The 11,723-nt window shown below is 71.1% G+C and carries 9 protein-coding genes and 2 pseudogenes; 3 read left to right on the top strand and 8 right to left on the bottom strand.

Features of this window, described 5'->3' with window-relative positions; all coding sequences use genetic code 11:
• Nucleotides 1-881 (bottom strand): annotated as a pseudogene (locus tag ACFFNX_RS28595) (hypothetical protein); the annotation flags it as partial.
• A 437-nt stretch (nucleotides 882-1,318) separates the two neighbouring features.
• Here ACFFNX_RS28595 and ACFFNX_RS28590 point away from each other — a divergent pair.
• Together ACFFNX_RS28590 and ACFFNX_RS28585 are read left to right on the top strand one after the other, a co-directional pair.
• Nucleotides 1,319-2,284 (top strand): NAD(P)H-quinone oxidoreductase, encoded by a 966-nt coding sequence (locus ACFFNX_RS28590; RefSeq protein ID WP_378208733.1) that lies wholly within the window; start codon nucleotides 1,319-1,321, stop codon nucleotides 2,282-2,284.
• A gap of 6 nt (nucleotides 2,285-2,290) precedes the next feature.
• On the top strand, nucleotides 2,291-2,818 hold the full coding sequence (locus ACFFNX_RS28585; RefSeq protein WP_378208731.1) for a bacterial proteasome activator family protein: 528 nt from the start codon (nucleotides 2,291-2,293) through the stop codon (nucleotides 2,816-2,818).
• On the opposite strand, the gene ACFFNX_RS28580 is transcribed toward ACFFNX_RS28585, so the two are convergent.
• The 6 genes from ACFFNX_RS28580 to ACFFNX_RS28555 all read right to left on the bottom strand — a co-directional run bounded on the left by ACFFNX_RS28580 (nucleotide 2,813) and on the right by ACFFNX_RS28555 (nucleotide 9,138).
• Nucleotides 2,813-3,616, bottom strand: coding sequence for an HAD family hydrolase (locus tag ACFFNX_RS28580; protein ID WP_378208729.1), 804 nt, complete (start codon nucleotides 3,614-3,616; stop codon nucleotides 2,813-2,815). The genes ACFFNX_RS28585 and ACFFNX_RS28580 overlap by 6 nt on opposite strands.
• Entirely contained in the window at nucleotides 3,613-4,872 is a 1,260-nt protein-coding gene (gene serS, locus ACFFNX_RS28575) for a serine--tRNA ligase (RefSeq protein ID WP_378208727.1), read from the bottom strand. Before serS ends, ACFFNX_RS28580 begins: the two co-directional genes overlap by 4 nt.
• Before the next feature lie 59 nt (nucleotides 4,873-4,931).
• A complete protein-coding gene (locus ACFFNX_RS28570; protein WP_378208725.1) occupies nucleotides 4,932-6,320 on the bottom strand; it encodes a hypothetical protein in 1,389 nt (462 codons plus the stop codon).
• Nucleotides 6,321-6,415: 95 nt separating this feature from the next.
• Complete coding sequence (gene pheA / locus ACFFNX_RS28565; RefSeq protein WP_378208723.1) at nucleotides 6,416-7,375, bottom strand: prephenate dehydratase; 960 nt, start codon at nucleotides 7,373-7,375, stop codon at nucleotides 6,416-6,418.
• 72 nt (nucleotides 7,376-7,447) lie between these two features.
• Nucleotides 7,448-7,903: a DUF4446 family protein gene (locus ACFFNX_RS28560; RefSeq protein ID WP_378208721.1), complete on the bottom strand. Its 456-nt coding sequence runs from the start codon at nucleotides 7,901-7,903 to the stop codon at nucleotides 7,448-7,450.
• Nucleotides 7,900-9,138, bottom strand: a complete 1,239-nt coding sequence (locus ACFFNX_RS28555; RefSeq protein ID WP_378208719.1) for a glycosyltransferase 87 family protein — start codon at nucleotides 9,136-9,138, stop codon at nucleotides 7,900-7,902. Before ACFFNX_RS28555 ends, ACFFNX_RS28560 begins: the two co-directional genes overlap by 4 nt.
• Nucleotides 9,139-9,252: 114 nt before the next feature.
• Between ACFFNX_RS28555 and ACFFNX_RS28550 the strand changes: the two genes are divergently transcribed.
• Nucleotides 9,253-11,370: a hypothetical protein gene (locus tag ACFFNX_RS28550; RefSeq protein WP_378208717.1), complete on the top strand. Its 2,118-nt coding sequence runs from the start codon at nucleotides 9,253-9,255 to the stop codon at nucleotides 11,368-11,370.
• Here ACFFNX_RS28550 and ACFFNX_RS28545 read toward each other — a convergent pair.
• Nucleotides 11,252-11,723 (bottom strand): annotated as a pseudogene (locus tag ACFFNX_RS28545) (hypothetical protein); the annotation flags it as partial. The gene ACFFNX_RS28550 and the pseudogene ACFFNX_RS28545 sit on opposite strands and share 119 nt — an antisense overlap.

Genomic DNA, 11,723 nt, shown 5'->3' with positions numbered 1-11,723 from the left:
CGCAGCAGCGTGTCGGCGCTCAGGCTGTCGGCGGTCTGGCCGGTCTCGGGCTGCGGGGCGTACGCGTCCGGCAGCGGGGCGAGCGGCGGCCCCTGCTCCCCGCCGGGCGGCGGGCCGTACTGCGGTGGCTGACCGTAGGGCTGCTGGTAGGGGCCCTGCTCGGCCTCGGGCGGCGGGCCGTACTGCGGTGGCTGACCGTACGGCTGCTGGTACGGGTTCTGCTCGGCCTCCGGCGGCGGGCCGTACTGCGGCTGTCCCTGGTACGGGGGCTGCTCACCGCCCGGGGGCTGTCCGTAGAACGGCTGCTGCCCGGGGTAGCCCTGCTCCGGGGGCGGACCGTACTGCGGCGGGTACTGCGCGTAGCCCGGGTAACCGCCCTGGGGGTAGTTGTCGTAGCCGGAGGAGTCCACCTGGGTGGCCTCGGCGGCCGGCAGACGCCGATCGACGTACTGGGTCCGCTCACCCTCGTCCGTTTCGTACCGCTCCTCCGGCTCGGCGGGCGCGGCCTCGGCGGCGCCCGCGCCGTTCACCGGCGGCATGCTCTCGTACGGCGGAGGGTCGGCCTGCTCGGGCGGCTGGTACGGCGGGTGGCCGTACTCCGTCCCGGGCGTGGGCATCCCGGGGAACTGCGGCGGCTGCTGCACCCCGCCGAAGTCCTGCGGGGGATAGCCGGGAAAGCCGAAGCCGTAGGGTTGCGGCCCTTCGGCGGGCGGCTGGGCGGGGGCGTCCTGCGGGGCGGGGTACTGCGGGAAGGTCGGCGCGGGCGGCGTGTTCGTCCATACGCCGGTGGACTCGCCCTCGTCCTCTTCGACCGCTTTGTCCTCGCCGGGCTTTTCAGCCCTCTCCTCTTCACCCGGCTTGGCAGCGTCGCCGCCGCTCATCGCATCAAGGGACGCGAGCTGTTCTTCGAGAGAACGACCCGTTTTATCCTGATCATTTCGTGCCACTAGGTCCCCCTCGTGGACGCGCAGTGGATGAACCCGCAAAAGACGCTAATCCGCAGCCTAAGCCACTCGGGGTACCGGCCCACACCGTGTCGCGTCACCACGCCGGGTTAATACTGCTACAGGCAACGTCCGCACTGTCGTATGTGCTGTCAGGACCGGCAGGGGAAGAGCGGCGAGTGTCCGGAAAACGGCTCTGTCGCTCGAAAACGGGGGAAGCGAACTGCACGTAGAGTGATTATGGCTGCTCACTGGAGGCCGACGGCGATTACAGTCCGTAATATCCACCGGTTTTTCTGAGGAGCCGGGATGGCCGGGCGGACGCCGACCCCCGCGAGGCGAACCTCGGCTGACACGGCACTAACGTGAGGCCCATGCATGCGATCGTGATCGAAAATCCGGGCGAGCCAGACGTGCTGCGCTGGAACGAGGTTCCCGATCCCGTCGTCGGCCCAGGTGAGGTGCTGCTCGACGTCGTCGCGGCCGGGGTCAACCGCGCCGACCTCTCCCAGCGCATGGGCGCCTATCCCCCGCCGCCGGGCGCACCGGAGTATCCCGGGCTCGAGGCCTCCGGGCGGATCGCGGCGCTGGGCGAGGGCGTCACCGGATGGAGCGTCGGCGACGAGGTGTGCGCGCTCCTCGCCGGCGGCGGTTACGCCGAACGAGTGGCCGTGCCCGCGGGGCAGCTGCTGCCCGTTCCGAAAGGCGTGAGCCTGGTCGAGGCCGCGGGCCTGCCCGAGGTCGTTTGCACCGTTTGGTCGAACGTCTTCATGCTGGCCGGACTCCGCGAAGGCGAGTCATTCCTGGTGCACGGCGGTTCGAGCGGAATCGGCACGATGGCGATCCAGCTCGCCAAGGCGCACGGCGCGCGAGTGCTGTGCACCGCGGGCAGCGAGGAAAAACTCGAACGCTGCCGAGAGCTCGGCGCCGACATCGCCATCAACTACCGCACCGAGGATTTCGTCAAAGAGGCCCGGCCCGTCGATGTCATCCTGGACAACATGGGCGCCGAATACCTGGCGCGTAACGTGGAGACCCTGGGCACCGGCGGGCGGCTCATGATCATCGGCTTCCAGAGCGGCGCGCGGGCCGAGCTGAACCTCGGCAAGCTCATGAGCCGGCGCGCGTCGATACAGTCGACGGGGTTGCGGGCTCGGCCGCGCGAAGAGAAGGCTGAGATCGTCGCCTCGGTGCGAGAGCACGTGTGGCCGCTGCTGGAGTCGGGGGCCGTACGCCCGATCACGGATCGGACGGTCCCGATGCACGATGCGGCCGCCGCGCACCGCATTCTGGAAGAGAGCACACACATCGGCAAGATCCTCCTCACAGTGGGAAACTGAGGCCCCATGAACAATCCGCTGAACAGCAACCAGGACCCGCATATCGTCGTCGTCGGCCAGAACGGCATGGCGACGGCCTCCGGTGAGGACGGTGAGTCCGAGGAGCGCTCGGTCGCCGAGATGGTCGAGCAGCCGGCCAAGGTCATGCGCATCGGCAGCATGATCAGGCAGTTGCTCGAAGAGGTCCGGCAGGCACCGCTCGACGAGGCCAGCCGCGCCCGTCTGGCGGAGATCCACCAGCGTTCGATCAAGGAGCTGGAGGACGGGCTCGCGCCGGAGCTGATCGAGGAGCTGGAGCGCATCTCACTGCCCTTCACCACTACCGAGAACACCCCCAGCGAGGCCGAGCTACGGGTCGCCCACGCGCAGCTCGTCGGCTGGCTCGAGGGACTGTTCCACGGCATTCAGACCACGTTGTTCGCCCAGCAGATGGCCGCCCGCGCCCAGCTGGAGCAGATGCGCCGCGCGCTGCCGCCCGGCGCCATGCCACAGGACGACACCGCCCCCGGCCGCACCTCCGGCCCCTACCTATAGTTCCTCGGGAAACAGCTCTTCAATGGTGCGGGCAACGCCGTCGTCGTCGTTGCCCGCCACCGTACGGCTCACCGCCGAGAGCACCTGTGGGTGGGCGTTGGCCACGGCGTAGGACCGGCCGGCCCACAGGAGCATCGGCAGGTCGTTGGGCATGTCGCCGAACGCCGCGACCTCGGTGGCGGCGATGCCGTGCCCGTCGCACAGCTCGGCGAGCGCGCTGGCCTTCGACACGCCCGGCGCGCTCATCTCGACGAGCCGCCGGCCGTTGGAGTGGGTCGGCAGCACGACCTCGCCGACCAGGTCGACGACGGCGGCGAGCAGCTCGTCGGCGTCGAGTTCGGGGTGGCGGGCCAGCAGCTTGGCGGCCGGCCGCGTCATCAGCTCCTCCACCGCGATCGAGTCGTCGCGCTCGGCGTTGTCCCAGCCGGACAGCTCATAGCCGCGCGCGTACTGGATGCCGTCTTCGTACTCCACCGCGAATCCCAGGTCGGGAAGGGCCTCGCTCAACGCCTCGATCGCGATCCGCAGCGCATCGGGGGCCATCAGGTGCGAGCGGATCACCCGCTCGTCGTGCAGGTCGTAGACCAGGGCGCCGTTGGCGCAGATCGCGACGCCGCGATGGCCCACGGCCTCGGCGACCGGGTGGATCCAGCGCGGGGGCCGGCCGGTGACCATAACGAGCATGGCCCCGGCCCGCTCCACTCTGGCGAACGCCTTGACGGTGCGCTCGGACACCGTGCCGTCGCTGCGTACGGTCGTGCCGTCCAGGTCGGTCGCGATCAGGCGCGGAGGCGTCATTTCGCGATGGGCTCGAGCACTTCGCGACCGATGAACCGCTGCAGCGCCTTGGGTACGCGCACCGAACCGTCGGCCTGCTGATGGTTCTCCAGGATCGCGACGATCCACCGGGTGGTGGCCAGCGTGCCGTTGAGCGTCGCCACCGGGCGCGTGCGCCCGTTCTCGTCGCGGTAGCGCACCGACAGGCGGCGCGCCTGGAAGTCGGTGCAGTTGGAGGTGGAGGTCAGCTCGCGGTAGCGCTCCTGGGTCGGCACCCACGCCTCACAGTCGTACTTGCGGGCCGCGCTCGTGCCCAGGTCGCCGCCCGCGGTGTCGATCACGCGATAGGGCAGCTCGACCTTGGCGAGCATCTCCTTCTCCCACTCCAGCAGGCGCAGGTGCTCCTCGTGCGCGTCCGCCGGGTCGCAGTAGGAGAACATCTCCACCTTGTCGAACTGGTGCACCCGGATGATGCCGCGGGTGTCCTTGCCGTACGACCCGGCCTCGCGGCGGAAGCAGGAGGACCAGGCGACGTAGCGCCGCGGGAGATCACTGATGATCTCGTTCATGTGGTAGCCGGCCAGGGGCACCTCAGAGGTGCCGACGAGGTAGAGGTCGTCCTGGGGCAGCTGGTAGACCTCGGCGGCGTGCGCGCCGAGGAAACCGGTGCCCTCCATCGCCTCGGGCTTGACCAGCACGGGCGGGATCATCGCGGTGAAGCCGTACCCGATGGCCTGCTCCATGGCGAGGTTGAGCAGGGCGAGCTGGAGCTGGGCGCCGACGCCGGTCAGGTAGAAGAATCGCGCGCCGGAGACCTTGGCGCCGCGCTCGGTGTCGATCGCGCCGAGCGCCTCGCCGATCTCCAGGTGGTCCTTGGGCGGGAAGGCGAAGGACGTCGGGGTGCCGACGGTCTCCAGGACGACGTAGTCCTCCTCGCCGCCGGCCGGCGCGCCCTCCTCGACGATGTTCGGCACCGCGCGCAGGAACTCGGTCAGCTCCTGATCGAGGCGCTGCGCCTCGGCATCGGCCTCCTTGACCTGCTGCGCGAGCTCCTTCGCCCGGTCGAGGAGCTTCTGGCGCTCGTCGCCCTGCGCCTTGGAGACCGACCGGCCGAAGGACTTCTGCTCCGCCCGCAGCGACTCGAACGAACTCAGCGCGGAGCGCCGCCGCTCGTCCAGGTCGAGCAGCCGCTCGACGACGGTGTCGTCCTCACCTCGGGTGCGCTGGCTGACACGCAGCCGCTCCGGGTCGTCACGAAGGGTTCGCAGGTCGATCACAGGCACGAGGTTACCCGGACGGCCTCGGCCTCCGCGCCCCGATAACCCCCGACCCGTGATCAGCGCACATCGACGTAGTCGCCGGAACCGGTCACCGCCAGGTACGAGGAGCCGCCCGCGTACGTCGCGCGCCAGGTGCCGTCCTTGGCGGCCTTGAAGCCGTGGGAGAAGTGCCCGGTGGAGGTCGTCTTCGCGCTTCCCTCGTACGTCCAGGCCGTGGCGCCCTTGGCCCGGAAGTAGATCTTCACGCTCTGGCCGGAGAAGACCTTCCAGGCCGTCGTGTCACGCTTCAGCGTCCCGCTCACCGTGATCGTCCTGCCCTTGCGCACCGGCTCGGGCGCCGCGTTGAACGACGAGATCGCCGTCCGGTAGCGCACGTCCACGTAGTCGGAACCGCTCGTGGCGGGCAGTTCCCCCGCTCCGGGCATGCCGGTGGTGTCGACACGCCAGTAGCCGTCGCGCACCGCCGGAGTGGTGATCTTGAAGTAACCGCCGGCGTCCGGGTCGACGCCGTACAGGTCCGTCCACTTCTTGCCGTCGGTGGAGAACTGCAGCACCGGCGAACCGGTCCCCGGCTCGGTGGACCCGTCCGCCCGGTACCGCACCACCCGGCCGGTGGCGGTGATCGTGTTGCCCTTGCCCACCGGCTCGGGCGCGGCGTTGAAGCCGGTGATCGCCGTGCGGTGGTCGGCGATCATGACGCCGCTGTCCGCCCGCGCGCCGAGATACGGGCCATACCCGCCGCCCGCCGCACCGCGGTCGTAGACGTAGGGCGTCTCCACGTGCCAGAAGCCCTCGCCGGGCACGGTGGCGGGCACGCTGTAGGAGCCGTCGGCGGCCGTGACGCCCTGCGCGACCTGGGTGGCCGGATCCGCGCCACCGGTGTTCGGCTGGAAGAAGACCTTCACCACCTGACCCGCGGCGCCGGTCGCCTCTCCGTCCGGCATGACCCGTTCGAGGCGCCCGGTGACCTTCACCGTCTCACCGATCACGGACGGCGCCGGGTCGAACGCCAGCGAGATCCGGGTCTTGGCGGGAAGCACGTGCAGGAAGACGCCGGGAGTGACGATGGCGTTCTGGTAGTTCGCGCTCCCCTGGAAGCGCGCTGCCGCGTTCCCCTCGACCATCGTCGGATGCTCCCCGGTCGTCCCCAGGGTCACCGGGGCCGTGAACCGGCCGTCCGCGTCCGTGTTCGCGTAGTCGAGGCAGAACTCGTCCTTGCGCAGGCAGACCCGCGCGTCCGGCAGGCCCTGCTCGGTGCCGCCGGCGTCGGTGTAGACCAAGCGCCCCGCGTACGTGACCGTGGGATGGTCGACGTCGACGGCCGTCGGGTTGATCGAGAACTCGCTGAAGCGCGTCGGCGCGGGGGCGCCGACGGCCCTGGCGGGCACCTGGGCGGCGGTCACCACGAGGGCGGCCGTGAGGACGGCTCCGAGAGCTTTGAACACTCGCGTCTCCGGGGGTGGGGTCGATGATCCCCTAGATGACGCGGGCGCCGTGCCGGGGGTTGTCCACCCGCCTGGACACGGTTCGGTCACATCGGCTACAGGTCTCGGCCCGCGCGGATGGCGGACAGCCAGGCGGACGCCTCGGCGTAGTCGTCGTCGTGGGTGCCGCGGCGGATCTCCGGGCGCACCTGGTCGGCGCGCGGGTAGCTGCCGAGGAAGCGGATGTCGGCGCAGACGCGGCGAAGGCCGATGAGGGCCTCGCCGACCCGGGCGTCCGCGACGTGGCCCTCGCAGTCGATCCAGAAGCGGTAGCGGCCGAAGCCGTCTCCGGTCGGCCGCGACTGGATCAGGGTCAGGTTGACCCCGCGGACCGCGAACTCGGTGAGGAACTCCAGCAGCGCACCGGGATGGTCATGGGTGAGGTACGCCATCAGGGAGGTGCGGTCGGCGCCGGTCGGGACGACGGGCGGGCCGGGGCGGCGTACGAGGACGAACCTCGTGACCGCGCCGGTGTGGTCGGCGATGCCCTCGGCGGCGGGGACGAGGCCGTAGCGCCGCCCGGCGATGGGGGCGGCGATCGCCGCGTCGAAGCTCGAGGTCGGGTCGGAGACCTCCATGGCGGCGCCCGCGGTGGAGGTGCCGGTCGACACGTCGGCGTCCGGCAGGGTCGCGGCGAGCCACTTGCGGCACTGGGCGTGGGCGTGCGGGTGGGTGCAGACGCGCTTGATGTCGCCCAGTCCGGTGCCGGGGCGTACGAGCAGCGAGAACTCCACGGGGATCAGGACCTCGCCCGCGATGATCAGCGCGTCGCCGTCGGCGAGGTCGTCGACCGTGGTGGTGACCGGCCCCTCGATGGAGTTCTCCAGGGGGACCATCGCGGCGTCGGCGTCGCCGCGGCGTACGGCGTCCAGGGCCGCCGGGACGGTGGCGAACGGCTCACGGACCGCGTCGGCCGCCTCGGGCAGCGTGAGGAGGGCGGCCTCGGTGAAGGTGCCCTCGGGTCCGAAATAGGCGAACCGCGTGCCCGCCACGGCACTGTGACGTGGGTCGATCACGAAAGTTCCCCTCTGCCCTGATCCGGTCCGGTGTGATTTCAGGTTACGGGCTGTCATGGACCGGCATGGCCGTTATGACGGGGAAGAGGGCTGTCCGTTCACGCGGACGTCGAGCCGCTCGTCGAGACGGATGGCCGGGCCCCGGCCGAGCCGGGCGGCGCGGACGACGTGGTCCTCCTCGGGAGACAGGACCTGCTGGCTACGCCCGCCCTGGATCACCCTGGCGTACGTGCGGGCCTCGGTGCGGCCGTTGATCGAGGTGAGCACGACGCCGTCGCCCAGGGCGTTGAGCATCGCCACGGAGAAGGACAGCCCGGCGGAGGACTCCTTCAGCGCGTCGTAGTGGACGATCGCGACGTCGCGGATGGCGCGGTTGTCGCCGGCGCCGGAGGTCACCTGGAGCTGACGGCGCATCATCTCCGCGCACTCCTCGAACGCCTGCACCGCGCGCTTGCGCGCGGTGAGCCCCGCGTAGAGGCCAAGGCCGCCGAGGATGATGCCGATCAATGCCAGGGTGATATGGATCACGAATTGAGCGTACCCACCCTGGGCTCATTACGCGAGGTGTCCGGGCCGTCACTTTGCGAATTGATGGTGTACCGGCGAATCCGCCACAAGACGAGCAATAGCAACAACGCTCCCAGCCCGTACGCGTCCTGGACGATCCGGCCGAGGAAACGGGGCCCGATGTGGTGCGCCAGCAGGGTGATCCCCCACCAGGGCACCTGGAGCACGTAGAAGAGCCAGGCGCCGGCGGCGAGCGCGATACGGCGCAGGTCGCGCCCGTCCCCGACGAGCGCCCCGAAGATCACGACCAGCCACGCGAGGTGATGGATCCAGGAGACCGGCGAGACGAGCACGGCGATCAGGCCGGTGATCGCGACGCCGCGGATCTCGTCGCCGTCCCGCCAGGCGGCGCGGGCGGCGCGGAAGCCGAGGTAGGCGACGATCGCCACACAGGCCAGCCAGATCAGCGACGTCACGGCGTCCGGCCAGTACAGGCGCAGCAGCATGCCGCGGATCGACTGGTTGGTGGTGGCGTTGTTCGAGCCCAGCCGGTCGCTGTCGAACAGCGCGCGGAACCAGTAGTCGGCCGAGTCCGCGGGCAGGACGAGGAAGGTCAGCAGTGTGGCCGCCACGGCCGCCACGGCGGCGTTGATCGCCTCGCGCCGGCGGCCGGTGATCAGGAAGTAGATCACGAACACCCCGGGCACCAGCTTGATCGCGGTGGCCAGCCCGACCAGGACGCCGCGCGGCCAGCGGGTGCGCCCGGGGGCGACATCGGCCACGCACATGGCCACGAGCATGATGTCGACCTGCCCGAACCGGACCTGGTCCCGCAGCGGCATGGCGTACGCGCAGAGCGCGACCAGCACCCCGATCATGATCGGCGCCCACGGCCGGATCCGGCCGAGCAGCCGGGCGAAGGAGAAGCGCACGACTAGGGTCATGGCGACGAAGATCAACGCCGTCCACAGCCATTGGGCGGCGGTCCAGGGGATCAGGGCGAGCGGGACGGCCAGCAGCACCGCGAACGTCGGGTAGGTGAACGGGAGGAGCTGCGGCGGCTGGGTCAGGAAGTCATAGACCGGGGCCCCGCGCAGCACCGCCTGGCCACCCGAGCGGTAGACGTCCAGATCGACGAGACGCTGGTCAGGCTGGTTGGTCAGCCAGTGCAGGACGAGAGGCGCGACCGCGACGGCGGCGATGGCGACCGCCGTCGTGACGATCACCGCCCCGCGTATCGTCCTTCGTCCACCCATGTGTCCATCCTGTCCCACGTCCGCGGCTAGCCTGGGGACGTCCCAGACATGGAGGTGATCGTGGCACAGCCGCGCGATGCGGGACGTAGCCACACAAAAGGTGCAGCGGTCGCGTTGCTCCTTTTCACGACCGTGGCGCTGGCTCTCCTGTCCGCCACCGCACCGGCGGCGTCGGCGAGCGCCCCGCCCGGCGGGCACGTCGTGCTGATCGGCGTCCCCGGGCTCCAGTGGGGCGACATCAACGCTACCGCGACACCCAACCTCGCCAAGCTCGCCTCGCAGGGCTCCGCCGCCGCGCTGTCGGTCAAGACGGTCGGCTCGCACACGTGCCCGATCGACGGCTGGCTCACGGTCTCCGCGGGGCAGAGGTCACAGCTTCGGCACGGCAGCTGTGGGCTGCCGCCGGCCCCTGAGGGCAGCGCCGTCCCCGGGTTCGCGGCGATGCGCGACGACAATGCGCACAACAAGTACAAGTCGCGTGTCGGCCTGCTCGGTGACGCGGTCCACCGCGCCGGCGGCTGCACGATGGCGGTCGGGCCGGGCGCGGTCCTCGGCGCCGCCGACAGCGCCGGCCGGGTCGACGGATACGTCGCGTCGACCGAGCAGATCCCGGCCGACGGGCTCTCCCGGTGCGCGCTCACCGTGGTCGACATCGACGAGGTCGTCCACGCCTACATCGACGCGGGCGTGGACGTGAACGGCCACCAGGCCAACGTCACGGCCGAGCAGCGCGCGGCGGCGGTGAAGTCCGCCGACGCCCAGGTCGGCCAGGTGCTGGCCACCCTGCCGCCGAACACGACCGTGCTGGTCGCAGGCCTGTCCGACGCCAACGTCATCGCTCACCTTCGGGTCGCGATCGCGGCCGGCCCCGGATACTCCTCCCACTACCTGACCGCCGACTCCACCCGGACCGGCGGCCTGGTCACGCTGACCGACGTCACCGCGACGGCCCTGCACTCCCTCGGCCTGAAGCAGCCGAGCGACGCCGTGGGCACGCGGTGGCGCGACGGCGGCGCCAAGCCGCGTTCGGTGGCGACGCTCGCCGACCGGCTGAACGACAAGGACGTTCAGGCGCAGGTCTACCGGGGAGTCCTCTCGTCCTTCTACCTGGCCCTCGTCATCGTGCAGGTGGCCCTGTACGCCTTCGGCGTGTTCGCCCTCAGGCGCAAACGGCGCCGCCTCCTGGCGGTGGCCCGGGTCGCCGCGCTGGCGGGCGCCGCACTGCCCGCGGCGACGTTCCTCGCCAACGTGGTCCCGTGGTGGTCGGCCGGGCATCCGGCGGTCGTGATGGTCGCCGGCGTGCTCGTCGGCATCGCCGTGATCACCGCCGTCGCCATGGCGGGGCCGTGGCGCCGCTCGATCACCGGCCCGGGCGCCGTCATCGGCGCCGTGACGGCCCTGGTTCTGACGCTCGACGTGTTCACCGGCAGCCGCCTGCAGACGTGCAGCATGCTCGGGTACACCCCGGTGGTCGCGGGCCGCTTCTACGGCTTCGGCAACATCCCCTGGGCGCTGTGGGTGACCGGCCTGATCATCGCGACCGGAGCGGTGGCCGGGTGGCTGCTGAATTCCGGCCGGCGGACCGTTGCGACGGCGGTCGTGATCGGCGTCGGGGTGCTGGGTCTGGTGATCGACGGCGCGCCGTTCGCCGGCGCCGACTTCGGCGGCATCATCGCGATCTTCCCCGGGTTCGCCGTGTTCGCCCTGTTGATCGCCGGTCGCCGGGTCCGGGCGTCGCGACTGCTCGCGGTGCTGGCCGTCGGGGCGGTCGTGGTGCTGGGCGTGGCGTTCCTCGACTCGTTGCGGGCCGAGCCGACCCACATCGGGGAGTTCTGGAAGAGCCTGATGAACGGGGGCGGCGGCACGGTCGTGTTCCGCAAGTTCCGCGGCATGGTCGGCACCTTCGGCAATTGGGAGCTGTCGCTCATCGCGGTGGCCGCCGTGGCCTTCCTGGTCTTCGCGCTGATGCGGCCGCTGGCCTGGCGCGCCGCCGTGCTGCAGACCGCCTACGAGCGCGCCCCCGCGCTGCGGCCCACACTCGTCGGCGTTCTGGTGACGGCGGGGGCCGGCATGCTGGTCAACGACTCCGGGGTGGCGATCCCGGCGCTGGCCTTCACCGTGGCGATCCCGCTGGCGCTCGCGGCGAGCATCCAGGCGCTTGGGCCCGAGGAGACCAGCGCGCCGCCGCCGCGATCAGAGCGATCAGAGTCAGCGTCAGCGCCCAAGGCGTGACCTGGGCCCGTACGACCGTGACGAGCCAGTCGAGGTCGTGGGGCAGCCCGGCGTTCCGAGGGTCCCTGGCCGGCAGGTAGGCCAGGGCCAGCACGCCCGTACGCACCAGCAGCAGCCCGTCGAACCGCGACCAGGCCAGCAGCGCGATCGTCGCCCAGCCGAGCCCGTCATACCAGGGCAGGGCGTACGGGGCGGCGAACAGCCAGGCCAGCGCCAGTGCGGCGGCGACGCGGAACGTCTCGTCGCCGACCGGATCGGCCAGGCCGCCGACGTGCGGCCGGGGCAGCGCGCGCAGCAGCAGCACGAGCAGCGCGGGCGTCAGCAGCCCCGAGCCGAGCCGGACGCCCGAGCGT

The sequence above is a fragment of the Actinoallomurus acaciae genome (assembly GCF_042429965.1).
Taxonomy (GTDB): domain Bacteria; phylum Actinomycetota; class Actinomycetes; order Streptosporangiales; family Streptosporangiaceae; genus Actinoallomurus; species Actinoallomurus acaciae.
This window is presented reverse-complemented; position numbering and strand designations above follow the sequence as displayed.